This is a genomic window from Roseixanthobacter pseudopolyaromaticivorans (genome assembly GCF_043195145.2).
In the GTDB taxonomy this organism is placed as follows: domain Bacteria; phylum Pseudomonadota; class Alphaproteobacteria; order Rhizobiales; family Xanthobacteraceae; genus NCEH01.
The window spans coordinates 4,971,186-4,995,028 of sequence record NZ_CM195539.1; the positions used below are offsets into that span (position 1 = coordinate 4,971,186).

At 65.0% G+C, this 23,843-nt stretch carries 29 protein-coding genes; all 29 read right to left on the reverse strand.

Features of this window, described 5'->3' with window-relative positions:
• The 29 genes from V5F68_RS23220 to V5F68_RS23360 all read right to left on the reverse strand — a co-directional run bounded on the left by V5F68_RS23220 (position 1) and on the right by V5F68_RS23360 (position 23,301).
• On the reverse strand, positions 1 to 1,158 hold the full coding sequence (locus V5F68_RS23220; protein ID WP_394012941.1) for a TraB/TrbI/VirB10 family type IV secretion system protein: 1,158 nt from the start codon (positions 1,156 to 1,158) through the stop codon (positions 1 to 3).
• Complete coding sequence (gene trbG / locus V5F68_RS23225) at positions 1,155 to 2,138, reverse strand: P-type conjugative transfer protein TrbG (protein ID WP_322432433.1); 984 nt, start codon at positions 2,136 to 2,138, stop codon at positions 1,155 to 1,157. The genes V5F68_RS23220 and trbG overlap by 4 nt, the downstream gene beginning before the upstream one ends.
• Positions 2,135 to 2,824, reverse strand: coding sequence for a conjugal transfer protein TrbF (gene trbF, locus V5F68_RS23230; RefSeq protein WP_322432434.1), 690 nt, complete (start codon positions 2,822 to 2,824; stop codon positions 2,135 to 2,137). Before trbF ends, trbG begins: the two co-directional genes overlap by 4 nt.
• Positions 2,821 to 4,182: a P-type conjugative transfer protein TrbL gene (trbL, locus tag V5F68_RS23235; protein WP_322432435.1), complete on the reverse strand. Its 1,362-nt coding sequence runs from the start codon at positions 4,180 to 4,182 to the stop codon at positions 2,821 to 2,823. Before trbL ends, trbF begins: the two co-directional genes overlap by 4 nt.
• 3 nt (positions 4,183 to 4,185) lie before the next feature.
• Positions 4,186 to 4,473, reverse strand: a complete 288-nt coding sequence (gene trbK-alt / locus V5F68_RS23240) for a putative entry exclusion protein TrbK-alt (RefSeq protein ID WP_322432436.1) — start codon at positions 4,471 to 4,473, stop codon at positions 4,186 to 4,188.
• Positions 4,474 to 4,483: 10 nt separating this feature from the next.
• Positions 4,484 to 5,248, reverse strand: a complete 765-nt coding sequence (gene trbJ / locus V5F68_RS23245) for a P-type conjugative transfer protein TrbJ (protein ID WP_322432437.1) — start codon at positions 5,246 to 5,248, stop codon at positions 4,484 to 4,486.
• The gene (gene trbE / locus V5F68_RS23250) at positions 5,245 to 7,701 is read right to left on the reverse strand and encodes a conjugal transfer protein TrbE (RefSeq protein ID WP_394012940.1); all 2,457 of its coding nucleotides are present in this window, start codon (positions 7,699 to 7,701) and stop codon (positions 5,245 to 5,247) included. Before trbE ends, trbJ begins: the two co-directional genes overlap by 4 nt.
• Positions 7,702 to 7,711: 10 nt before the next feature.
• Positions 7,712 to 7,993 (reverse strand): VirB3 family type IV secretion system protein, encoded by a 282-nt coding sequence (locus tag V5F68_RS23255; RefSeq protein WP_100653002.1) that lies wholly within the window; start codon positions 7,991 to 7,993, stop codon positions 7,712 to 7,714.
• The gene (locus tag V5F68_RS23260) at positions 7,993 to 8,316 is read right to left on the reverse strand and encodes a TrbC/VirB2 family type IV secretion system protein (protein ID WP_394013052.1); all 324 of its coding nucleotides are present in this window, start codon (positions 8,314 to 8,316) and stop codon (positions 7,993 to 7,995) included. The genes V5F68_RS23255 and V5F68_RS23260 overlap by 1 nt, the downstream gene beginning before the upstream one ends.
• Positions 8,317 to 8,399: 83 nt before the next feature.
• Positions 8,400 to 9,383, reverse strand: a complete 984-nt coding sequence (trbB, locus tag V5F68_RS23265) for a P-type conjugative transfer ATPase TrbB (protein ID WP_394012939.1) — start codon at positions 9,381 to 9,383, stop codon at positions 8,400 to 8,402.
• 190 nt (positions 9,384 to 9,573) lie between these two features.
• Positions 9,574 to 10,002 (reverse strand): CopG family transcriptional regulator, encoded by a 429-nt coding sequence (locus V5F68_RS23270; RefSeq protein WP_394012938.1) that lies wholly within the window; start codon positions 10,000 to 10,002, stop codon positions 9,574 to 9,576.
• Between the two features lie 5 nt (positions 10,003 to 10,007).
• Positions 10,008 to 11,993: a conjugal transfer protein TraG gene (locus V5F68_RS23275; protein ID WP_394012937.1), complete on the reverse strand. Its 1,986-nt coding sequence runs from the start codon at positions 11,991 to 11,993 to the stop codon at positions 10,008 to 10,010.
• Between the two features lie 24 nt (positions 11,994 to 12,017).
• The gene (locus V5F68_RS23280; RefSeq protein WP_394012936.1) at positions 12,018 to 13,757 is read right to left on the reverse strand and encodes a relaxase/mobilization nuclease domain-containing protein; all 1,740 of its coding nucleotides are present in this window, start codon (positions 13,755 to 13,757) and stop codon (positions 12,018 to 12,020) included.
• 243 nt (positions 13,758 to 14,000) lie between these two features.
• Positions 14,001 to 14,624, reverse strand: a complete 624-nt coding sequence (locus V5F68_RS23285) for a lytic transglycosylase domain-containing protein (RefSeq protein WP_445322310.1) — start codon at positions 14,622 to 14,624, stop codon at positions 14,001 to 14,003.
• A gap of 141 nt (positions 14,625 to 14,765) precedes the next feature.
• Complete coding sequence (locus V5F68_RS23290; RefSeq protein ID WP_322432444.1) at positions 14,766 to 15,101, reverse strand: DUF736 domain-containing protein; 336 nt, start codon at positions 15,099 to 15,101, stop codon at positions 14,766 to 14,768.
• A gap of 45 nt (positions 15,102 to 15,146) precedes the next feature.
• Positions 15,147 to 15,692 carry a S26 family signal peptidase gene (locus tag V5F68_RS23295; RefSeq protein WP_322432445.1) on the reverse strand — a complete coding sequence of 182 codons (546 nt, stop codon included), beginning with the start codon at positions 15,690 to 15,692 and terminating at the stop codon, positions 15,147 to 15,149.
• Positions 15,689 to 16,207: a DUF2840 domain-containing protein gene (locus V5F68_RS23300; RefSeq protein ID WP_322432446.1), complete on the reverse strand. Its 519-nt coding sequence runs from the start codon at positions 16,205 to 16,207 to the stop codon at positions 15,689 to 15,691. Before V5F68_RS23300 ends, V5F68_RS23295 begins: the two co-directional genes overlap by 4 nt.
• On the reverse strand, positions 16,204 to 16,458 hold the full coding sequence (locus tag V5F68_RS23305) for a hypothetical protein (RefSeq protein ID WP_322432447.1): 255 nt from the start codon (positions 16,456 to 16,458) through the stop codon (positions 16,204 to 16,206). Before V5F68_RS23305 ends, V5F68_RS23300 begins: the two co-directional genes overlap by 4 nt.
• Positions 16,455 to 17,213 carry a DNA-methyltransferase gene (locus V5F68_RS23310; RefSeq protein ID WP_322432448.1) on the reverse strand — a complete coding sequence of 253 codons (759 nt, stop codon included), beginning with the start codon at positions 17,211 to 17,213 and terminating at the stop codon, positions 16,455 to 16,457. Before V5F68_RS23310 ends, V5F68_RS23305 begins: the two co-directional genes overlap by 4 nt.
• Positions 17,210 to 17,863 (reverse strand): ParA family partition ATPase, encoded by a 654-nt coding sequence (gene parA / locus V5F68_RS23315; protein ID WP_322432449.1) that lies wholly within the window; start codon positions 17,861 to 17,863, stop codon positions 17,210 to 17,212. The genes V5F68_RS23310 and parA overlap by 4 nt, the downstream gene beginning before the upstream one ends.
• A complete protein-coding gene (locus V5F68_RS23320) occupies positions 17,860 to 19,041 on the reverse strand; it encodes a replication initiator protein A (RefSeq protein ID WP_322432450.1) in 1,182 nt (393 codons plus the stop codon). Before V5F68_RS23320 ends, parA begins: the two co-directional genes overlap by 4 nt.
• 18 nt (positions 19,042 to 19,059) lie before the next feature.
• Entirely contained in the window at positions 19,060 to 19,341 is a 282-nt protein-coding gene (locus V5F68_RS23325; RefSeq protein WP_322432451.1) for a helix-turn-helix transcriptional regulator, read from the reverse strand.
• A gap of 140 nt (positions 19,342 to 19,481) precedes the next feature.
• On the reverse strand, positions 19,482 to 19,988 hold the full coding sequence (locus V5F68_RS23330) for a DUF2285 domain-containing protein (RefSeq protein ID WP_322432452.1): 507 nt from the start codon (positions 19,986 to 19,988) through the stop codon (positions 19,482 to 19,484).
• 43 nt (positions 19,989 to 20,031) lie between these two features.
• Entirely contained in the window at positions 20,032 to 20,253 is a 222-nt protein-coding gene (locus V5F68_RS23335) for a transcriptional regulator domain-containing protein (RefSeq protein WP_322432453.1), read from the reverse strand.
• 108 nt (positions 20,254 to 20,361) lie between these two features.
• Complete coding sequence (locus V5F68_RS23340) at positions 20,362 to 20,643, reverse strand: DNA -binding domain-containing protein (RefSeq protein WP_322432600.1); 282 nt, start codon at positions 20,641 to 20,643, stop codon at positions 20,362 to 20,364.
• A gap of 88 nt (positions 20,644 to 20,731) precedes the next feature.
• Positions 20,732 to 20,989 (reverse strand): helix-turn-helix domain-containing protein, encoded by a 258-nt coding sequence (locus V5F68_RS23345; protein ID WP_322432454.1) that lies wholly within the window; start codon positions 20,987 to 20,989, stop codon positions 20,732 to 20,734.
• A 376-nt stretch (positions 20,990 to 21,365) separates the two neighbouring features.
• On the reverse strand, positions 21,366 to 21,740 hold the full coding sequence (locus V5F68_RS23350) for a hypothetical protein (protein ID WP_322432455.1): 375 nt from the start codon (positions 21,738 to 21,740) through the stop codon (positions 21,366 to 21,368).
• A 469-nt stretch (positions 21,741 to 22,209) separates the two neighbouring features.
• Complete coding sequence (locus V5F68_RS23355) at positions 22,210 to 22,755, reverse strand: hypothetical protein (protein WP_394012935.1); 546 nt, start codon at positions 22,753 to 22,755, stop codon at positions 22,210 to 22,212.
• Between the two features lie 258 nt (positions 22,756 to 23,013).
• On the reverse strand, positions 23,014 to 23,301 hold the full coding sequence (locus V5F68_RS23360) for a hypothetical protein (protein WP_322432457.1): 288 nt from the start codon (positions 23,299 to 23,301) through the stop codon (positions 23,014 to 23,016).
• Positions 23,302 to 23,843: the final 542 nt, after the last annotated feature.

Sequence of the window (23,843 nt, forward strand, 5' to 3'; positions counted from 1 at the left end):
TCAGCCTCTGTAGGGTTCGAGGACGAGATCGCGCGTGACGATGACGCGAACGGGAAAGCCCGGCCGAATGGTCAGCGTCGGCGCGACTTGCAATTGGCGCCGGACGATCTGCTGGCCGGCGTCGTTGATGGTATCCTGCGCACCGTCACGGATAGCGCGCACCAGGCGGTCCTCGTCGCTGACTGCCAGTTCCGTGCCGACTGCAAGCAGCGTGGACAGGCCGGCCGCCTTGGCGAGATCCCACCAGTGATAATCGACACCATCCTCGAGACCGGCATAGCCTTGCGTGTCGGCGCCCGGCTGGCGTTCCAGCACGATGGATCGGCCATTCGGGAAGATGAGCCGGTTCCAGACCAGCAGCGCCCGTCTTTGCCCGAACTGCACGTTGTTGTCGTACTGGCCGATAATCCGCGTTCCTTGGGGGATCAGAAGCAATCTTCCGGTGGGGCTGTCGTAGACATTTTCCGTTACCTGCGCCGTGATCTGGCCGGGTAGATCCGACCGAATGCCGGTGATGAGAGCGGCTGAGATTACCGCCCCAGCCTGGAGGATGAACGGCGAAGCCGGAGCCATGATCCGATCCGACGAAGTGGTCCGGCGATCAACGGGCGCATTCAAAAATGCAAGCTGCCGGTCCTGGGCGGTCTGCTGGCCGGGCTGTCCAGCGAGCCCGGCGAGATCGAAGCCGGGAACATTCGGCATGGTTGAGCCGCCGGGTGTCGTCGCTGTCGACCCAGGTTGGGTCTGAAAGAAAACGCGACTGGTGCGCGCCGCTTCTTCCTCGGCCCGGCGGCGCTGCTCCGCCTCATCGACGGTGGGCGTCGTTATCGTCGGTGGAACGACGGGCTGTCCCCTGTTCTGGGCGTCAAGGATCGGCCGCCCGAGATCGCCGGGCAGTGGCGGGCCGAGGACAGGTCCGGTGTAGTCGCGCGGCAGACCGGCAAGACCGTCTGCGGTCTGTCGGTTGTTGGTCGAATAGAGCTCCTCTCCGCCCTGGCCTCCATCGCGGGTCTGGAGAGCGTAGATCAGCGCGCCGCCGATCCCGACGAGGCCGACGGCTGTGAAGCTTGCCAGCACCTTTCGCGAAAGGCGGGTGACGCGCGGCCCCTCGGCGCGAAGGCGCATGGGAGCTGCATTGTTGATATTGTCCTCACTCATGATGCGGGTCTCCCGTCCGTCCGGACGATCCTGACGACCTGCTGTTTGTCGCCGCTGCCAAGGCGAAGCTCGGCCGCGCCGAACAGGCGATCAACGATCAGGATGTGTTGGTGAATACGGCTGTTGACGAGTTGCGCTTCGCCGTCCGGACCAATGACGAAGATCGGCGGCATTTCGCCCTGAACGATTCCGCGAGGGAACTCGACGTAAACCCTGCGGCCGTCGTCGTAGACGGAGACGGGTTTCCAGGGCGGATTCCCGCCGGTCAAACCGTAGCGGTAGTTGCGCGCCGCAACGGCCGGGATGACCGGCGTCGCCGGAATGCTCTGGCCTTGACCGGCGCGCGGCCGCGGATAGGACCAGGCGACGGATGGCATATAGGGTTTCGCGCCGGAACGCAGCTCGATCATGTAAACGCGCCGGTCAGTGGTCACGACGAGATTGGTCGTGATATCCGGCCTTGAAGGCTTTACGAGGATATGGACGCGGCGTGTCGTACCGCTGCCGCTCTCGGTGTCGCCGATAATCCAGCGGGCGGTATCGCCGGCCGCAATCGGGCCGGCCCCTGTCAGCGACTCTCCGGGTTCCAGCGCGATATCGGTGATCTGCCCGGGAGCTGCATAGACCTGATAGAGCGCTCCTTCGGACCAGGGGTAGATCTGGATCGCATTGAAGTACCCCTCCCGGCGCGGCTGCACGCGAGCGGCAGCGTTGGCGTTCTCGACGCGAGCGACTGGTGTGCTGGCCGCAGTGCCTCCCTTTGCCGGCGTCCAGGCCGGAGGAACGTGGATCGGACGGGGCCGATCATCTGTCACCGATACGGGAACGGCCGGCAAGGCCGGAACATTTCGATCGTAGCTGATTTCCGGCGGCTTCTGCGGCGTAGCGCAGCCTGCCAACGCCGAGGCGGAAAGCAGCAGAACCGGAAGTACGGATTTACGGAAAACCGGAATGGCGGGGTTACGGAAAGCCGATCTCATTGGCTCATCTCCCGCGACCAGTTGATGGCGTTGATGTAAATTCCGAGCGGATTGACCTTCAGCCGCTCGGCATCGCGCGGAGGCTGGATGACGATGGTCAGGATCGCGGTCCATCGCTCAGTCGCACCGAGCTGGCCATTCTCGAAATGCCGTTCCGTCCACGCCACGCGGAAGCTGTCGGGAGAAGCGCGGATGACGCTGGAAACCTCGACGGCGATCTGCTGCTTGCCGACCTTCGTGAAGGGATCGTTCGCACGGGCATAATCGTTGAGCGCCGCCGCGCCCCGGTCCGTGGTCCATTCATAGGCCCTGAGCCAGTTCTGCCGGACGATGATCGGATCGGCGGGAATGCTTCTGGTCTGCTCGATGAAACGTGCGAGATGCCAGGCCACCTGTGGATCGGTCGGACGATAGTCGGCCACGGCAGGCGCAACGGTCTGGGCCTGACCCAGGTTGTCTACCTGAACCACCCAGGGAACCACTGTCCCACGCGCGGACTGATAGACCAGTGCAGAGGCGAAGCCCGCCGACAGGATCAGCGAACCGAACGCCATGTAGCGCCAGTTCTTCGCCTGCACGCGCGCTGATCCAAGACGTTCGTCCCAGATCTGTGCGGCCTTCTGGTAAGGTGTTTCAGGCTCAGGTGTCTTGCCGTAATGCACGGCCGGTCGTTTGAAGAGATTCATGAGCGGTCACTTTCGGAGAGATTGACGGATGCGCCGGACCCATGGCTGTCGCCCGAGCGAACGGCATGGGCGGCAGCGCTGACGCCGTGGGCGACATGGCTGCCGCGCTTCATGCGCTGGGCCCATGCCGGCGGCTGATCGGGTGTGGTTGCGGGAGCGACGGAAGCGGGATCGGATTCGTCGGTGCCCGCGCCAGATGAGAAGGAGCCGCCGGTGGCGCTGACGCCTGCACGCGCGCCGTCGGAGAAGCTGGATTTCATGCTTTCCGAGGCACGGGACGCGGCACGGCGCAACGGGGAAACGGAGGCCGATCCGGCGGCGCGTGCTACGCCTCCGAGGCCGGACGCGACGCCAGACGCGCCCGACTGTCCCATAGAGCCCAATGTGTAGGCCGATGATGCCGCGCCGGCCGCCGCAGCTCCACCACGCGCGGCAGCGGCGCCGCCGGAAAGAAGAGCGGCTCCGCCCTTCGCGGCCAGTACCGCGCCGCCGCCAGCGGCGAGTGCCGCACCGCCGACAGCAAGGCCGGTGCCGACCGCAGCGCCTGCGCCAAGCTGCGGGCCGCCGCTGACAAGACCGGAGGCAATACCGGGACCGAAGATGCCAAGGCCGACGAGCGAGAGCGCCGCAAGGACGATGGCCATCGCGTCGTCGATGCTCGGGGTCTGACCGCCGAAGCCTTGCGTGAATTGACTGAACAGCGTCGAGCCGATGCCGACGATGACGGCGAGGACCAGGACCTTGATGCCGCTGGAAATCACATTGCCAAGCACGCGCTCGGCCATGAAGGCGGTCTTGCCGAAGAGGCCGAACGGGATCAGGACGAAACCGGCGAGCGTCGACAACTTGAACTCGATCAGCGTCACGAAGAGCTGGATCGCCAGAATGAAGAAGGCGAGGATGACCAGCGCCCAGGCAAACAAAAGGCAAACGATCTGAATCAGGTTCTCGAAAACCGCGATCCAGCCCATCAGGGGTGATATCGCGTCGAGCAAGGGACGCGCGGCATCGAGGCCGGTCTGTGCGACCTTGCCCGGACGGAGCAGATCCTGCGCAGTGAAGCCGGTGCCGGAGGCTTTCAGTCCGAGGCCGGCGAAGCTGTCGAAGACAATTTTGGCGAGGTTGTTCCAATTGGAAATCAGGTAGGCGAAGACCCCGACAAACAAGGTCTTCTTGACCAGACGGGCGATGATGTCGTCGTCGGCGCCCCAGCTCCAGAAGAGAGCGGCCAGCGTCACGTCGATGACGATCAGCGTGGTGGCGACAAACGCGACCTCGCCGCCGAGAAGACCAAACCCGCTGTCGATATAGCGGGTGAAGGTTCCGAGAAATGTGTCGATAACGCCCGAGCCGCCCATTGTTCACCGCCCTTCGCTGGAGGACGGCGCCGCCGGTGCAGACGACGGACGCAGGAAACGGTCGCGGGTTTCCGCCCAGACGCGCAGGCATTCCGCATCGCTAGCGGCCTGCTGGCCAAGTTGCTGGCACCGGCGCTGCCCCGCGCGTAGCGGATCGTGCGAGGGTTCGATAATGCGCGTGGAGAAATCCTCTTTCGGTTCCTCCTTTCGGGTCAGTTCGACGACCGCCGCCGTAATGGCGACGGCGACGAATGCGACAGCGCCCAGCCGGGCCAGCATCTTGCCGTCCATAAGCCCGCCCTCAATTGCCGTTGAACATCTGCGCGTTACCCGGCTGGTAGCCTGAGCCCGGCGTCAGGAAGCGGCGGCGCTGTTCTCGTCCCTGCTCCGCCGCAGCCGTGCGCTCGGCTTCGGTCAGCGCGCCGGCACGCCCGTTGGCCGCAAGCAACGCCACCAGATCGGAAAGCTGCTGCGACTGGAGTGCGAGGAGCTGGTTGCCGGCCTGCGTCGCCTGAAGCGCGCCCGTCGCGCCCTGGCTCTGGCTAATGAGTTCGCTCATCTGCGTGCGGTTGGTGTCGATGTTGCCGACGACACCCGCCTGGACGCGCATGGCGTCCTGAAGGCCGCCGACCGTGTTCTGCCAGCGCGAGCGCGCATCGGAGACGAGCTGCTGATCCGTGGCCGACATGGAGACGTTGCCGTACTGCTGCTGGAACGCCTGATCGATCCGCTGCACATCGAAGGCGATGTTCTGGGCCTGGGTCAGGAGTTGCTGCGTCCGCTGAACGTTCTGCTGGAGCGTCTGGAGCGAGGAGAACGGAAGGCTCGCAAGATTGCGCGCCTGATTGATCAGCATCGTCGCCTCGTTCTGAAGCGAGGTGATCTGGTGGTTGATCTGTTCGAGCGTGCGCGCAGCCGTCAGAACGTTCTGCGCGTAGTTGGAAGGATCATAGACGATCTTCCATGCAAAGGCGGGCCCGGTTACGACGGGGGAGACCGCGAGCGGCATGGCAAGCATGGTCACAGCGAGAAGAGCGGAGGAATTACGAAGTCGACGGATGCTCATGACTGAAGCTCCTTTTCGGGTTGGGGGATGAGCGTTGCGACGTTGGGAAGGAGATCGACGGCCCAGCCGACATCGCGGGCGTTGAGCCAGGCCGCGAGAAAGCCATCGCGGCCATGCTCGGCGACGATCTGGGCGATCAGCGTCTGGTCGGATTTCGAGGAAGCGGCGCAGAGCGCGAGGCCGACTTCGGACAGGCCCAGCTCGAACAGGCGATTGCCGCGCCGTGACTGGCAGTAGTAGTCCCGCTTGGGCGTCGCCCGCGCGAGGATCTCGATCTGACGATCATTGAGGCCGAAGCGGCGATAGATGGCTGTGATCTGTGGCTCGATCGCGCGTTCGTTCGGCAGGAGCAATCGGGTCGGGCAGCTTTCGATGATCGCCGGGGCAATGTCCGAATTGTCGATGTCCGAGAGCGACTGCGTGGCGAAAATGACCGAGGCGTTTTTCTTGCGAAGCGTCTTCAGCCATTCCCTGAGCTGGCTGGCGAAGCCTTCGTCGTCGAGCGCCAGCCAGCCTTCGTCGATGATGAGCAGCGTCGGCCGTCCGTCGAGCCTGTCGCCAATGCGATGAAAGAGATAGGCAAGCACGGCAGGCGCTGCGCCCGTTCCGACCAGCCCCTCGATCTCGAATGCCTGTACATCGGCCGAGCCCAGATGCTCGGCTTCGGCATCGAGCAGCCGGCCATAAGGACCGCCGACGCAGAAAGGGCGGAGTGCCTGTTTGAGGTCGTTGGACTGAAGAAGGACGCTGAGGCCGGTGATCGTGCGCTCGCCAACGGGCGCCGAGGCGAGCGAGGTCAGCGCCGTCCAGATGTGCTCCTTTGCCTCCGGGGTGATTTTGATCCCTTCCCGCAGGAGGATCGCGACGATCCAGTCGGCGGCCCAGGCACGCTCATAGGTGTCGTGAATGCGGGCAAGCGGCTGGAGCGATACCGAGGATTCCGATCCTTCGGTCAGGCCGCCGCCAAGATCGTGCCAGTCGCCGCCCATGGCGAGCGATACGGCGCGGATCGAACCGCCGAAGTCGAAGGCGAAGACCTGTGAGCGGTTGTAACGTCGGAATTGCAAGGCCATGAGGGCGAGCAGCACGGATTTGCCCGCGCCAGTCGGGCCGACGACGAGCGTGTGGCCGACATCGCCGACATGCAAAGACAGCCGGAACGGGGTCGAACCTTCGGTTCTGCCGTAAAGCAGCGGGGGCGCATCGAAGTGTTCATCCCGTTCCGGCCCCGCCCACACGGCAGAGAGGGGGATCATGTGGGCGAGATTGAGCGTCGAAATCGGCGGCTGGCGCACGTTTGCATAGACATGGCCGGGCAGACTGCCGAGCCAGGCGTCCACCGCGTTCACCGTCTCGATCATGGCGGTGAAGTCGCGGCCCTGGATGACCTTCTCGACCAGCCGCAGCTTTTCATCGGCAAGGCGCGGATCGGCGTCCCAGACCGTGATCGTGGCGGTGACATAGGCCATGCCGGCCACGTCCGCGCCAAGCTCCTGCAAGGCCATGTCCGCGTCGGCGGCCTTGTTCGCGGCGTCGGTGTCCACGAGCACCGATTGCTCGTTGGTCATCACCTCCTTGAGGATCGCGGCAATCGACTTGCGCTTGGCGAACCACTGGCGCCTGATTTTGGTCAGAAGTTTCGTCGCATCCGTCTTGTCGAGGAGGATCGCGCGCGTCGACCAGCGATACGGGAAGGCCAGCCGGTTCAGATCGTCGAGCAGGCCGGGCGTGGTCGCGGTCGGGAAACCGACAATGGTCAGCACGCGCAGATTCTGGTCGCCAAGGCGCGGCTCCAGACCGCCGGTGAGCGGCTGATCGGCGAGCAGCGCATCAAGATAGATCGGCGTTTCCGGCACGCGGACGCGATGGCGCTTCGTCGACACGCAGGAATGCAGGTAGGTCAGCGTCTCGCTGTCATCGAGCCAGCCGCAGGACGGCATGAAACCGTCGAGCAGCGCCAGCACGCGATCGGTGCGGTCGGTGAAGGCACGCAGGATCTCGTGCGGGTCGACGCCCGAGCGCTCACGCCCTTCGTAAAGCCAGGACTCGGTGCGCGCGGCTTCCTCGGCCGGCGGAAGAAACAGGAAGGTGAGGAAATAGCTCGATACGAAATGTGCGCCGGCTTCTTCGAAGTCGGCCTTGCGCTCGGCATCGACCAAAGCCGACGCGGGATCGGGAAAGATGTTGTCGGGATAGGTGGCGGCCTCGTACCGTTGCGCCTCGACGAAAATGCTCCAGCCCAGGCCAAGGCGGCGGAAAGCGTTGTTGATGCGGCTCGCAACGGCAACCAGCTCGGCCGCGACGGAGGAATCCAGATCCGGACCCCGAAAGCGGGCCGTGCGCTGAAACGAGCCATCCTTGTTCAGCACGATGCCGGGAGCGACCAGAGCGACCCATGGCAAATAGTCGGCGAGGCGAGCGGCAGTGCGACGATATTCGGCGAGATTCATCATGACCGCCTCCTCACACCGCGAGGAAAGCCGGAATGCGCAGATGCCTGCGCCCGACCTCGACAAAGAGCGGATCGCGACGGGCCGCCCAGACGGCCACGAAATGACCGATTGCCCAGATGGCGAGGCCGACGAGCCAGAGGCGCAGGCCGAGGCCCACGGCCCCGGCCAGCGTGCCGTTCATGATCGCGATGGAGCGCGGCGCACCGCCCAGCAGGATGTGCTCGGTCAAGGCGCGATGGACGGGCACCGAAAAGCCCGGCACCGCGTCGAGTTGTTCGAGGACCGCCGCCATCAGACAAGTACCCCGCCGCCGAAGCTGAAGAAGCTGAGGAAGAACGAGCTGGCCGCGAAGGCGATCGACAGACCGAATACGATCTGGATCAGGCGGCGGAAGCCGCCGCTGGTGTCGCCGAAGGCGAGCGCCAGGCCGGTGGCGATGATGATGATCACCGCCACGATCTTGGCGACCGGCCCCTCGATCGACTGGAGGATCTGTTGAAGCGGCTGTTCCCACGGCATGGAGGAGCCGGAGGCATGGGCCGGCGGCGTGGCGGCCAGTATCATGATGGTGAAGAGCGCGGTCGAACTGGCGAGACGCCGGTAGCTGCCGCGCATGATCGAGCCGGCGGGCAGATCTGGACCGATGGGCACGGACGACAGGACGGGCGGATTGGTCACATTCGGAACGACGGGCGAATTCATTCAGCTTCTCCATTCGAGGTGGTTGCGGGGGTGATGCGGTAGTCGCCGGTGGCGGGATCGATGCCGTCGACACGCGCGAGCTCGGCGAGCCGGCGCGACGAGCCGCGGCCGGAGAGGACGGCGACGAGATCGATGGTCTCGGCGATCAGCGCGCGCGGAACGGTGACGACGGCTTCCTGGATGAGTTGCTCGAGGCGACGCAGCGCGCCGATGCCGGAGCCAGCGTGGATGGTGCCTATGCCGCCGGGGTGGCCGGTGCCCCAGGCTTTCAGCAGGTCGAGAGCTTCTGAGCCGCGGACCTCGCCGATGGGAATGCGGTCGGGCCGGAGGCGAAGCGAGGAGCGGACGAGATCGGAAAGCGTGGCAACGCCATCCTTGGTCCGCATCGCGACAAGGTTCGGCGCTGCGCATTGCAGTTCGCGGGTATCCTCGATGATGACGACGCGATCTGCTGTCTTCGCCACCTCGGCGAGCAGCGCGTTGGTCAGCGTTGTCTTGCCGGTAGAAGTGCCCCCAGCGACGAGTATGTTGGCGCGGGACTGGACCGCTGCGCGTAGCTTCACCGCCTGGTCGGCCGTCATGATGCCGGCGGCCACATAATCGTCGAGCGTGAAGACCGCGACAGCCGGCTTGCGAATAGCGAAGGCGGGTGACGCTACGACTGGCGGAAGCAGGCCCTCAAAACGCTCACCTGTTTCCGGCAACTCGGCCGAGACGCGCGGCGAGCGGGCGTGAACCTCCGCACCAACATGGTGCGCGACCAGACGCACGATGCGCTCGCCATCGGCGGCCGTCATCGTCTCGCCGGTGTTGGCCAACCCTTCGGAAAGCCGATCCACCCAGATGCGCCCATCGGGATTCAGCATCACCTCGACCACGGCCGGGTCTTCCAGAAATCGCGCGATGGCGCTGCCGAGCGCGGTGCGCAGCATGCGCGCGCCACGCTGGCTCGCTTCCTGTCTGTGATGAGTGGATGCCATCTCGTCCCCGTTTCTCGTGGGGACGCAACAGATGATCCCCGGATCGGGGATGATTAAAAGAGCCCTGAATCAGGCCGATTCAACAAGTTTCGGTCGTAGTAGTAGCGTGGCGTGCAAATACAGGAGAACGGCGGTGCGCCCCTGTTCTTGAACTGGTCGTATCGATTCCCAGATGCCGCGCGCGAGATGTTCAGGCGTCCGATTCGGGCACATCTTCCGAAATCTCCTGACGGAGCTTCGGCCCCTGCGCCAGACGCCGGCCCAGCGCGGTGATGAATGCTTCATATCGCTCGCTGGATTTGGCCCGCGCTGCCTGCGCGGCTGGCTCCGGCAAGGCGGGCGTCGTGGTGATCCAGAAGCGGATGAACACCGCAAGGGTCTCGACGGCGATGCCGACGTCCCGTTCCAGGCGCGTCAAGCGGCGGTCGATCTGGTCGAGGCGCTTGGCGACGATCGCCTCCCGCCGCTCGGCATCGTCCGGCGAGAGGAACGACGCGATGGCCGCCTCCGCGATCATGGACTGCGACTGATCGCGGCGGGCGGCAAAATCCGCCAGGGTCTTCTCGACATCGGGGTCCAGATAGACCGTGGTCTTTATCTTCTTCCGGTGACTGGTCATGGCGCCTACAGTTCCATGCCGTCATTCGGATCGAGCGAGACCTGCCGTGCGACGCCCTGCATCCGGCGGATCATGCGCTGGTTGCGCACGGCATCCTCATCGATGTCGTCAGGCGGCTCGATCTCGAACTCGTTCTCGATCGGCGCTTTCTTTTCTACCGGCTTTACCCGGTGGAGCTCGTGCTGCAGCCGCCGTTCGGATTCGGTCGGGTCCTCGTCGTCGGATCGGCCTGCCGGTTGCGCATCGAGCGCTTCCGGCCGCGCCGGGATCGGCAGGCTGGTCCAGTCGTCCGGACGAATCTGTTCCGGGCGCTTCAAGGCGGGCGGCGACAGCAGGCGTTCGCGGAAACGGGCATCCTCATAGTAGCGCGCCTTTTTCGCCCGGATCGGCGGAATGCCGGCGACCATGACGATCTCGTCGGCCGGCGGAAGCTGCATGATCTCGCCCGGCGTGAGCAACTGGCGGGCGGTTTCCGAGCGGGACACCATCAGGTGGCCAAGCCAGGGCGACAGCCTGTGCCCGGCATAGTTCTTCATGGCCTTCATCTCGGTGGCTGTCCCGAGGGCGTCTGAGACGCGCTTGGCCGTCCGCTCGTCGTTGGTCGCAAAGCTCACGCGCACATGGCAGTTGTCGAGGATCGAATTGTTCGGCCCGTAGGCTTTCTCGATCTGGTTCAGCGATTGCGCGATCAGGAAAGATTTCAAGCCGTACCCGGCCATGAAGGCCAAGGCGGTCTCGAAAAAATCGAGTCTGCCGAGCGCGGGAAACTCGTCCAGCATCAACAGCAGACGATGGCGGCCGCCCCCTGATTGCAGATCCTCGGTCAGACGCCGGCCGATCTGGTTGAGCAGCAGGCGGATCAGGGGCTTTGTGCGGTTGATGTCCGAGGGCGGCACGACAAGATAGAGCGTCGTCGGACGCTCACCGCCGACAATGTCGCTGATCCGCCAGTCGCAGCGGCGCGTCACCTCGGCAACGACAGGATCGCGGTACAATCCGAGAAACGACATGGCGGTTGATAGAACGCCGGAGCGCTCATTGTCGGATTTGTTGAGCAGTTCGCGCGCAGCACTGGCGACGACGGGATGCGGCCCGGCCTCGCCGAGATGCGCGGTCTTCATCATGGCGCGCAACGTCGACTCCACCGGGCGCTTCGGATCGGAGAGGAAGTTGGCGACGCCGGCCAGCGTCTTTTCCGGCTCGGCATAGAGGACATGCAGGATTGCGCCGACCAGAAGTGAATGGCTGGTCTTTTCCCAGTGATTCCTTTTGTCCAGGCTCCCCTCGGGATCGACGAGAATGTCGGCGATGTTCTGGACGTCACGCACCTCCCATTCGCCCCGACGGACCTCGAGCAGCGGATTGTAGGCGGAGGATTTGGGATTGGTCGGGTCGAACAGCAGCACACGGCCATGGAGTGACCGGAAGCCCGCGGTCAGCGTCCAGTTCTCACCCTTGATATCATGGACGATTGCCGAGCCCGGCCAGGTGAGGAGCGAAGGGACGACGAGACCGACACCCTTGCCGGATCGGGTCGGCGCAAAGCACAGCACATGCTCCGGCCCGTCATGGCGCAGATACTCCTGATCGTATCGGCCAAGTACCACGCCGTCGGGATCGAGCAGGCCCGCGGCCTCGATCTCGGGCTTCTCTGCCCAGCGGGCCGAGCCATAGGTGGCGACATTCTTCTGTTCGCGCGCTCGCCAGACCGACATGCCGATGGCGACCGCGATGGCGATGAAACCGCCCGACGCGGCGATCATGCCGCCGGTCGCGAATATGCCCGGCGCATAGGCATCGTAAAAGTACCACCACCACATGATAGCGGCTGGAAAATAGACCGGCACGCCGAAGAGCCTGAACCACGGCTCGCCGAGCTGCGCCTGGTAGCCGAGGCTCCACGCAACATACTGCGTCGCGCCCCAGGTGGTAACGAGCACGATCAGGAAGACGATCGTGATCTGTCCCCAGAGGATCTTTGTGCCGGACATGGCGAGGTTCCTTTCTGACGGGCGTTAGAGGCCGAGCCCCCGCTTGCGGCCGAAGTCCCAGTCGACGCCGCCATCGTCGCGCGCGACGCCGGAGACGTGACGGCCGATCTGCTTTTCGAGAGAGGGAGACCAGGGGACGAGCTGGAAGCCGAGGCCGTCGTCGATCATGGCGAAGCGGCCGGAGGCGAGCGTGAAGCGCTCGCGATAGGAGCCGGCGACATATTCGCCGCCGTTGGCATGGTTGAATGGCAGGCCGGTCTCGGCGGCGAGCTTTTCGCCCAGCGCACTGACTTCGCGATCGCGTAGCGTGTTGAGCAGACGCCGCGCGAAGACCACGCGCCCGCCCTGCCGTTCGGCGAGACCTTCGCCGATAAGGTGCTCGGCGCGTTGCTCGAGGGCCCGTTGCACCTCGGCGCCGAAGCCACCCTCCGAGAGCGCGATGGGCTCGCGGGCAACCGCCTGCCGATCGAGCCAGGTCGCACCCGCTGCGTTGACCTGAGAGTGGATATCCAGATCGGAGCGGACGGCGAGCGCGACGCGGCGCTGACCTTGCGCATCCTCGTAGGCGCGCAGCTCGACGATCGATCCGGGTGGGCTGTCGCCAGCGGCATCGAGATGCGGCAGCTTGATATGATGGGTGCGGCCGTCGACGCCGTCGACCACGGCATAGGCCGTGCCTTTTAGTTCGTCATCCAGACCGCGTTCGAGCAGGCGACCGACAACGGGCACGTCGAGGCTTTCACCGGCCAGCACATAACTCGCCGAGCCGCGCTCGATGCCGCGTTCGGTGAGAGCGCGGTGCATGCGCTTGATGATGTCGCCGCGCTCGCCGAGCTCGCGCAGGACGCTCTCTGCCTCGGGCCTGATGAACCATTGCGAATGGCCGACCTGTCCCGCGACACCGAGAATTTCCAGCGTCCGCAGACGGCCGACCTTCAGAGCGTGGAACTCGTCCGGCTGTCGGTCGGCGCGCGGCGCCAGATCGATGATGCCGGACTTGCCGGCGTCGCGGACAAGCTGGCGGTCGAGCTGCGTCCAGCGTTCGGTCTCGATCTGGCTTTCGAGAGTGCTGCGGATATCGAGATCGGTGCGCGGTCCCAACTCCTGGGTGATGAGCTCGCGCGCCCGGTCACGCATGCCCTCCTTGATGTAGTCGCGTGAGATCACGAGATCCTGGCCGTCATCGCGCACGCCGCGCACGATCAGGTGGACATGCGGATGCTCGGTGTTCCAGTGATCGACGGCGACCCAGTCGAGCTTCGTGCCGAGATCCTTTTCCATCTGGCCGACGAGATCGCGGGTGAAGGATCTGAGGTCCGCCATGTCGGGCGCGTCGTCAGGCGAGACGATGAAGCGGAAATGATGCCGGTCATCACCACAGCGCTCTGCGAAGGCGCGTGCATCCGCATTCTCGGTTCCCGGCCCGAACAGCCGCGCCTTCTCCCCGTCACGGGTCACACCATCGCGGCGTAGATAGTCGAGATGCGTTCCGAGCGGCGCGGACCGAGCAGTATGGCGGACAACGCGCGCCTTGACGACGGCGCCGCGCGTCCGCGACGTGATGAGCCGATTAGCCTGAATGCTGGCGCGCTGGCCGCGCCCGAAGCGCGAACGATTGCCTGACGTGACGCGGCCCGATCGCGAGACGCCGCCGCCTGCCTTCTTCGCTGCGGCGAGCGCCTGCGTTATGAAAGGCCGGGCCTGTTGCGCGCGGGTCGATCGGATGCGCCCCGGACGGATGCGGAACTCGTGGTCATCGGACATGACGCGACCCCACACGGTGCAAAAAGGACAAGAAAATCATGAAGATGGGCGCGGAGCGCACGGCGCGCGAAAGCGCTGCACGGTGCGGAACGCGCCAAAAACATGAACAAAAGCAACCGCCCGACCGAAGCGCACCGTGCGCCCTTTTATCCTGCCATCGTCCGGTTGCTGCGCCTGCCTCCGCCCCCGGCGCTCTCCACGACACGCCAGAGCCCGATCGGATGCGAAATGCCGCCGGGCCGCTCATGGCCGGTCCCCAACGGCATTCCGGGCGACGAACAGCCCTTTCGGCTGTGCGGCGACAAGCATCTGCGGCATCGCCGGGACGGGTGAAAGGGCGTCGTCCGGCGAGCGATGCAAAGTCTGGGAATTGGCGGCCGAAGCGCCGTCATCGCGCCCGACGAAGATCGCCGCCTCGCGCCAATCGAGCGGCCGGGCGACCGTCGAACCGCTCTTCGAAGGGCGCTCGCCGCGCAGCGCGGGCGCGAGCGAAGCGACATAAGCCCGCGTCTCGGCGGGCAGCGCTCGGCCCTTCGAACGATGCTCATCGTAGCGCGCTGGACCGGCATTGTAGGCCGCGAGCATGGCGGCGATGTCGCCATAGCGATCCCACATCTCGCGCAGATACGCAGTACCCGCGAGGATGTTGTCGCGCGGGTCGTAAGGATTGCGGCCGAGGCCGTGGCGGATGCGAAGCTCGGCCCAGGTATCCGGCATGACCTGCATCAGACCCATCGCGCCGGCCGAGGAGACAGCCCGCACGTCGCCCGCGCTCTCGGCGCGCATGACGGCGACGATCCATGCTGGCGGAATGCCGAAGCGGCGTGATGCTCCAGCGATATGCGCCGCGTGCGGATGCGCGGTCACGGCGCTCGCCGGAGATGAGGTTTGCGCCAGAACCGTCGGCGTTGCGGCTGCGGTGAAGATCAGGCCGGAAAGGAGAAGGAGCGCTGAGCGCCGGACGGCGGAAGTGCGTCCGGCGCGAGCGCGATGTCGGACCGCCGCCATTCAGTCCTCCTGCCGCTTTTTGGGAGGCTGGACGGTGGTCAGCACCCAGGCAGAACCGTCGTCACCGACGCGGAAGAGATTTGCGCGAAACGTGCCGCCGAGTAGCGGGCTGTAGATCGTGATCGAGACGAACTCGCCGGCCCGTTCGCCGACATGTATCCAGCCCGCGCCGATATCGAGGCCGTCTTCGTCACCGAGCAGGACGCGATATTTCGGGGCGTTCTCGGTGTCCGAAGGTTCGGCGGGAACGAGCGTCATTTCCTCCCTGATACCGAGCGTCCGGAACTCGCCTTCAAAGCCGGTTTCCCTGCGCGTGAAGTGTCCAATCTGGGCCATGGTCTTGATCTCCTGTCGTGCGGTGGGGTGGCGAAGGGCGCGCGCTCACCGCGTCGGCGTGCGCCAGACGAAGCGGCCGTCGCCGTCCTCGTCGGTGAAAAGCGGGGTGGCCCGGCCGATGACCGCCGCAGCGGGAAACGGGCCGAAGTAGCGGCCGTCGAGGCTGTCGGCGGCTTCGAGGTTCATGAGGAAAAGTTCGCCGCCGCCGATCACGCGGCAGCCCCGCCAGACCGGCAGGTCGCGGCCACGGCTGTCGCGGTCGCGAGCCTCGCCGAGCGGAACGTCGTCGACCGTGATGGCGCGACCGTCGCGGCACACGCGCTGTCCCGGCAGGCCGACGACGTGCTTGAGGATCGGCACGTCACGGCCGACATAGCCGCGTTCGACCATGAAGGAGGCGAACGGTTCGGGCGGCATGACGGCGACGAGATCCGGCACCTCGATCCGCCCGGTCTGCGATACCGTGTAGAAGCCGACCGGCGCGCTCGCCGTCGCGTTCCAGATGAGTTTCAGCGGCATCGGCATGGCGCTGGCCGCGGCGATGCCGAGCACGGCGACGGATGTCGCCGCGAGGTAGCCGAGCCGCGTCATCGTCCGAACTCCCGCCGCCGGAGCCAGGCTTGGTGGCGCTCGGCCGTGTACGGGCGCGGCGTCTCGCCGGCATTCATCCAGTGCGCGACGTGCCGCCAGTGATCGGGATCGGCGTCGGCGGGATCGATGCCGAGGGCCTCGATGCCGTCGACATGGCGAAGCACGTCCTCGACCTTGGGCCAGCTTTCGACCTTCAGCAGGATTTCGCCGCCAGGACGCACGAAGGGCAGCGTCTGGAACGGCTCTCCGCGGTCGACCGCGCGGACGATGTCCAGGCGCGAGATGATCGTTCCGTACTCGTTCGCCGCCCAGCGAACGAGGCAGAAGACCGTGCCGGGCGCGAAGCCGACCACCCTGTGCCGGCGGTCGAGTTTCTGCTCGTAGCTCTCGCGGCCGAATCTGATCCAGTTCTCGATGCGCTTCTCGATCCAGGTGAGTTCGACGAGCGTGGTGAACGCGGCTGGACCGTCCGGCAACGGACGGCCGCCGATGCGGAGCGCCGCATTACCGGTCATGGTGTGTCTCCTTGGGTGTCGGGGAATTCGCGCTCGAACAGCTCGCGCAGCATGTCGGCGACGGTGACGCCGCGGCCGAAGGCGGCGATCTTGATCCGGCCGCGCAGCTCAGGCGTGATGTCGATGGTGAGTCGGGCCGTGAAGGTCACGGCAGCGCCACTGCGTGGCGAAGGCGTGTCCGCACCCTTGATCCAGCTATCCGGATCGGCCGGACGTTGCGCGAACCCACGCTTTTCGGTGCGCGCCGTCATGACGGGTCTCCGTCATGGAACGGCAGCACGGTGGCGATGCGGTCGCGGGCGCGGTCGGCCATCGTGGGGTCGATCTCGCAGCCGATATAGCGTCGGCCAGAGAGCCGGCAGGCTTCGCCGGCGGAGCCCGAACCGGCAAACCAGTCGCCGACAAGACCGCCTTCCGGGCAGCTTGTCCGGATCAGGATTTCGAGGAGCGCCGACGGCTTTTCAGTCGGGTGGATCGCGCGGCCGTGGCAGTTGCGCAGGTAGATGACCGAGCGCATGAGGCGCGGCCCGCCGTCGTGGCTGACATAGTGGCCGGCGTCGATCTGGCCGGTATGGGGCGGACGCTGCTTGCGTCGCACGGTCCGGGCTGTCGCGTCGGACGTGGTCTGGACGTCGTTGTAGATGTCGCGCCAGGGCGTCTCGGCCGGATAGAACTGGACGGCCAGTTCATGCACGCGCTTGAAGCGGTCCGCATGGAAGCCGGTGCCGTTCTGCTTCTCCCAGACGATCTCCTGGGCGAGCCGCAGGCCGGCGTCGGCGAAGCGGTCGGCGGTTGCCATGAAGCTACGCAGCGAACCAAAGACCCACATCGAGCCGGTCGGGGCAAGCGCGCCGCGCGCGAGCGACAGCCAGCCCTCGACGCGGCGATCCCAGGCGAGCGATGTGTCCCCGTAAGGGGGATCGGCGAGGATCATGTCGAACGGGCCGCGCGCCGGCATGCGATCGCGGCAGTCTCCGGACAATATGATTTCGGGGGGAACCGTCATGGCGCGGTCCTCCCGATGCCGAGACGCTCGACCTCGGCCGCCAGTGCCGCGATCTCGCGCGCGGCGGGCGAACGCCGGTCGATGTCTGACGCAAGCCTCCCGGTCTGCGCGGCGTCGGCGAAGACGACGCGCTGGCCGATCGTTGTGGCGAGCACTGGCGGATCGTGGTCAGCCAGGGTCTCGGCCGTCTCGCGAGCGATGACGGTGCGGGCGCCGCAGCGGTTCAGCACGAATCGGGCGGTGAGCTGGGGCCGGTAGATGCGCGCCTCCGCCAGGAGCGCCAGCATCTCGGCGGAGGCCCAGCCGTCGAGCGGAGACGGCTGCACCGGGATCAGCACGAGGTCGGCGGCGAGCAGCGCGGAGCGCATGAGGCCGGCGACACGCGGCGGGCCATCGATGACAACGTGATCGACGTCTCGCGCGAGTTCCGGTGCCTCGCGATGCAGCGTATCGCGTGCCAGGCCGACGACGCCAAAGGCGCGTGGCAGGTTCTCGCGCGAGCGTTGCTGCGACCAGTCGAGCGCCGAGCCCTGCGGGTCGGCGTCGATCAGGGTCACGCGCTTGCCGCGCATCGCCAGTTCGCCGGCGAGATGCAGCGCGAGCGTCGTCTTGCCGACGCCGCCTTTCTGGTTGAGAAGCGCGACGATCATCGGCGTCCTCCCGGTGGATCGAGAGGAAGACGTGGCGTATCGGGATCAGTGGATGGAGAGGCCCCACCGCGGCGGCTTGCAGCCGTCTGTGGCGGCTCGGCCGGCGCGCTTGGCGCGCTCTTCCTGGCGGTAACGCTGAGGCTTCTGGCGGCGTCGCGGATGAGGTTTTCCACATCGCGCGCGCGCTCTTTAAGGTTAGAGTCTTTGTTAGACTCTAAGTTAAGGGCGCGATTTCGTGTGGAATTTCCGTGTGTTAAACCCTGTTTGGGTTCCTGATAGCACGAGGCTCGGGTTCCCGATAGCACGATAGTGCGGGTTCCCGATAGCACGAGGCCGTCCACAGCTTGTCCACAGGCGGGCAGCGGCTCGAAAGCGAGCAGCGCGCGGCCGCCGATTTCGGTTTCGAGGAACAGGGTGTAGCCGGGCAGCGGCTGGCGTCGGATGATGTCGCGCAGCTCGAAGGCGAAGCGCTTGAACGGCGACAGGCTGCCTGATTTCTGGTGAAGGTGCTGGAAGTCGAAGCGCCAGCCGGCGCGCTGGCGGCCACCGTGCTTGCGCACCAGGCGGTAAAGCCAGCGGTCGAGGCCGCCCGTTAGGTCGAAATAGGTCCGGTCGATGGTGAGCACGAGCGCATCGTCGAGGACAGCCTGGTAGAACCAGTCCGGCACGATCAGCTCGATGCCCACGGGGCGGCCGTTGCGGTCGGTGCGCTCCTGCCACTCGTTGATCCACGAGAAGCGATGACGGCGGCCTTCGGCAGGCTGGCGGATCGAGGTGGAAACCGTCGTCGACTGCAGACGGTCGAGCGCGGCTTTCAGGCGCTGATAGTCGCGTGAGCTCGTGCCCCGGCCGACATAGGTGAGGATTTCGTAGGGCGTGGCGGCCATCAGCCGCGAGGTGCGAAGCCCGGTATCCCGGGCTTCTACGATCTGGCTCGCCGCCCAGATCAGGATGTCGGCGTCCCAGATGGTCGCCATGCCGTGATCGGGAACCGCCTCGACCCGGATCGTCACGTTGCCGGCGACGAAATCGATCGGAGCAACGCGATGGGTCTTGGAAAGGGAGAAGAAGGGATAAGCCATGAGATCCTGCGCGTCTCGTGGCGCGAAGTCGCCGGGAAGCGCTCGGAACAGATCGAGCTGCCCGCGCTCCGAAAGGGATCGACGCCGCACCGCCATGAAGGAAGCCGGCCGCGGTCAGCGTGCGTAGCGGCCGACCTGCGGCCCGGAGGGAATGACGTGGCGCTTCGCCGGCAGCACGGCGCCGCGCGGATCAGATGTCGACGTCACCGCGCCGCGAGCCGCCCAGGTCTCGAGATCGTCGATAGCATAGACGACGCGGCCGCCGAGCTTGCGATAGGCCGGGCCTGTTCCGTAGGTCCGGTGCTTTTCGAGAGTACGGGCCGAGAGGCTGAGAAACTCGGCCGCTTCCTTGGTGCGGAGGAAACGCGGCGGGAGAACGACGGGTTCGTGTGGCATGGATCGGGTCTCCGTGGTGGTGGGGATGGCCGTCGCGGGTCAGCGGCGGGCAACGACCACGGTGGCGGAGGAGAGCCGGCGAGTTGCAGGGCAAAGTTGGGGGGTATCGAATTCGCCCACCATCGGAGGGCGAGACCGCGCTAGGATTGGCGGCGATGACGAAGGAGTTTCCGATAGCCGCCGGCGATCATCGCGCGGGCATCGCGCAGGAGCGCCTTGATGGCGTGGCGTGTGGATGATGCCTGCCAGTCGTCACGGTCGAGATGGTCGATGTGAAAAATGATCTCGGCGATTTCCTGCTGCGTCGCACCGGCACGATAGCCGTCGAAGGCGCGCAGCATCCGGCGCTGGCGGGCGCGCTGCTGGCGCGTCAGACGCGTGTCCGGGGGAATGGCGCGGCCATGCAAGGCTGAGAGGAATCGATAGACGGCTTCGATTCGGTCGAAGCCCTCGAGCCCAAGCGGAATGACGGCGACAGCGGACTCCGGCATTCCAACCGTATCGTCGGCGATCTGGAGATACTGACCATTGCCGAGGCCCAGTCGGAGATCTGCTCCTCCTTCGTGGCGGATGGCTTCTGGTGGCAAAGAATGGTCGCGCTCGTCATCTTCGCTAGGACTGAGGCTCGATGGGGCCGCGGTCAACACAACGACCCCTGTATCTTGCTGAGGAAGCCAGAAGACCGGAGCGTCAGGAGGCGGCGTCAGGGGGTCGACGGGGAAATCGCAATCCCCACCGCCGGATTTTCTCGCTCAGCGTGTCGGAACCAGCGCTGTGAGTGGAAAAAGCCTCAAAGTCCGCGTCGTAGGCATCGTTGCGGCGCAGCCATTCCCACGCAAGATCGGATGCCGTCAGTGTATCCAGACGGTCGTATTCTGCCGAGGAGCGCCATGTTGAAGCGTCAGGGGTCATCGTAATCCTCCCAAGTTTATTCCTGACGAATTCTGGGAGGTTTACGATCCTCGGTTGCGTTGATCTTACAAAGTCGTTGGCCCGGCAACGGGCGATGCCACCACGGCATCACGGTGATTTTGGCCGTTGAGCTTCCTTGACGAGTTCGCGGTAGCCTCGTTCGGTCATCCAATGCGCACGGGCGAGATGGGTATCGTGGATGTTTCGGCAACGGCGCGGTTCGTGGGCCGGATCGAGACCGAAGAGCACTTGAACCGCCTCACGCCAGCAGGCGCCATCTCGCTCGGCATCGAGTAGCCGCATGTAGAGCTTCATATGTTCGCGGTCGTAAGACGTAAGCGTTTCGCTCGGCGGAGGTTCGTCCAGAAACGTGTAAGTTGCTTGTCCCATCAAGCTACCAAATTCTTGCGAGCCATATTCGTTAACTTTTTCTCACACGGAAAGCCTCATTTTATGACAAGATCGAACAATCGCACGATCAACCCGATCTTCGCCCCGAATCGATCCCGTCTTGCAGGATGAGGACGCCTTCCCCCTTATCCGTCGAAAGCAGAACAATCCCCGCTGCCTCGAGGGCGCGTCGAACCTGATCACGCGTTGTCTCGTGCGTCCCCAATCCGCTCTCGGATTCGAGGCGCTTAAGCGCGGTCAATGCGACCCGGGCCTTGTCAGCGAGCGTCTCCTGCGTCCAACCCAGTAACGCGCGTGCGGCCCGTGATTGTCGGGCGGTGATCATGCATGATCACCTCCCATTCGGACCTACGCGCACGCCAGAACTACGACTATTTTAGTCGTTTGTGTTCGACATTGCGACCGAAATTTACCGACAGCACAGACTTCAAGGAAAATTCTCGGCAACTGATTCGGTCGCTACCAAAGCCGGAGGCCTTACCGGGAGAGGGAAAGGGGCTTGGGGAAAGGGAGGAGGGAACCGTCCCCTTTCCCCATGGGAGGATGTTTGAAGGAGGGGCTTTGCCCTTCCTTCATGGGGAGAGATTGAGAGGGGGCTTGCCCCTCTTTCATAAGCCAGGGCAGCCGGTCGAACCGGCTGCCCTCGCTCCCGGCACAGAGATAAAGGCGAGAGGCGGCCTTAGCCGCCTCTCGCCTGGACCTTAATCGGTGTCGGGACCCCAGAGCGGGTTGCTCGCGGGGTCCTCGATGTCTCCGTCGTCGGGCGCCAACTCGCGGACCACCGCCCTGATCTCATAGTCGCCGATCTTGGTGCGGCCCTGCGCGACGAGGATGCTAACCGCAGTCTCGTTCGCCTCGATCGCCCGGATCGCATCCTCCATGTCGTCATACGGCCCGAGGTTCTCGATGGCGATGACGTCTCCGTCCTCGTCGTAGCCGCCGTGAAGGTACATGGGCGCGTCCTTCAATCGTTCGAGAGCCCGCTCCGCCTCGTGGATAAGGCGAAAGCCCTCCGTTCGCTGCGTCCAATATTCCGCGCTGCCGCCATCGATGGTGATGATCTTGCGATGTGTCATGGAAAATCTCCTTTTCGTCTCTGACGAAAGGTGTCCACGCTGTAGCCCAGAGGGGTCAGGGACCGCTTTAGCGGCCGCCGTGCGGCAAGCGGAGGAACCGATTTTCTGGTTCGGCCCATCGGGTCGGAGCTGAAAATTGGAGGGGCCGCGCTGTCCTTGACGCCGGATGGGCTGGCGTACACTGGGAAGTCAGAGAGAGAGGAGCAGTCACGGCGTCGACCAGACGCCGTGTCCGAATAGGAATGGGGATGGTTTGGAAGGGGGTGTGACACCCCCTTCCATGGGAGGATGTTTGAAGGAGGGGCTTCGCCCTTCCTTCATGGGGAGAGATTGAGAGGGGCGGCTTGCCCCCCTTTCATAGGGCATCCGGCCGGTCGATCCGGTCGGAGATCCTGCGCTACGTCCCCCGGCAAACACTGCGGTCGAAAAAGGAATGGGAAGGTGGCCGCAACCACCTTCCCGGATACCATCACCAAGGGATTGGCGTATCGGGATCAAACGGCGTCATCGGCCGCGCTGCAGGTCGGCCGGGATCGGGCCGATAGTAGATGACGACGGCCGGGATGTTCAGCCCGGTTTCTTCGGCGAGCTGTTCGAGGATCGGTCGCAGGCCGCACAGTTCGTTGTCCGTGAGGTCGCGCACCCAGTGGTGCGCTCCGAACAGCTCATAGTCACACTCGTCGGCGATGCGATAAGTGCCCGCATCGTCGGCGTGACGCCATCCGCCGACATTGTACGGATGGTGATTGTGGAGCCAGAAGTGCTCGACCCGGATGCGCAGATCGCGCAGGTCGTAGGCTGCATCGTCGGCCTTGTCGGGATCCCGCTCGGCAAGCAATTCTTTCCATAGGGCGATAACCCGGTCGAGGTCCTCGCGGAACTCGTCGAGATGGGCGATCAGAATATCGTGCGCCTCGCGCGCGAGATCCGTATCGCATCCGAACCGGTTGGCGCGGACTATGAGCTTGAAGCCGGACAGCTTCACCATCAGCATGAGGGCTTGGTCCCAAGTCATGGAGTTCTCCTTTCGTCTCTCTGACGGAAGGAGGCCGCACCGCAGCATCGAGGGGCCAGGGAGCGCAAAGCGCCCGGCGGAGCCGGCGAGCGGTCCCCGCGATGTCCTTGACGCCGGAGAGGCGGTGCTACGATCGGACGGCAGAGAGAAGAGTATCCACGGCTCCGTCCAGGGGCCGTGTCCGTATCCGGCGGCCAGCCGGCTCTGCGCCGCTGAAGCCGTAATCGGAGGCGGCCGAAGCCGCCTCCGATCGAAGCGTCAATAGTCGTCGCCCGGCAACCGGTCCTCCAAGCCGATTTGCCAGCGCTTGTCGGTCCGGCGAGAAGGCAGGAATTGCTCGTCGCCGAAGAAATGCGCGATGACGATCGTGTCCGGCTCGTGGAACACGCCGAACTCCACCTTGTTTTCGATCGCCCAAAGCAGGGCGGTCGACAGGAACTCCTTGGAGATCGTGGCGGGCAGATGGATTTCGCCATCGAAGGGTTCGCGCGGTTCTTGATGGTCGTCGCCAGTCGCATCGACGTTGTTGTTTTCAATCGCAGTCATGGAAGATCTCCTTTTCGTCTCTGACGAAAGGTGTCCACGCTGTAGCCCAGCCGGGGTCAGGGACCGCGCCAGCGGCCGCTACGCGGTAAGCGGAGGAACCGATTTTGTGGAGTCGGCCTTCGGCCGGCGGAGGAAAATTGGAGGGGCCGCGCAGTCCTTGACGCCGGATGGGCTGGCGTACACTGGGAAGTCAGAGAGAGAGGAGCACCGCGGCGTCGACCAGACGCCGTGTCCGAATAGGAATGGGGATGGTTTGGAAGGGGGTGTGACACCCCTTCCATGGGAGGATGTTTGAAGGAGGGGCCTTGCCCTTCCTTCATGGGGAGAGCTTGAGAGGGGCGGCCGTGCCCCCCCCTTTCATCACAGGAGCATCGGACCAAAAAGTGGTTTCCGGTTTTTGGGAACGATCGATGCTCCGACAGGCAAGTCGGATTGCAACGCGCCCATGCGCGTGGCGATTCCGTCCGAAGTTCTCGTGAAGGCCGCGAGGCGGCCCGAGATCCCGCCGATGCGATCCGCGGCGGCCGTCGCCGACAAAAAAG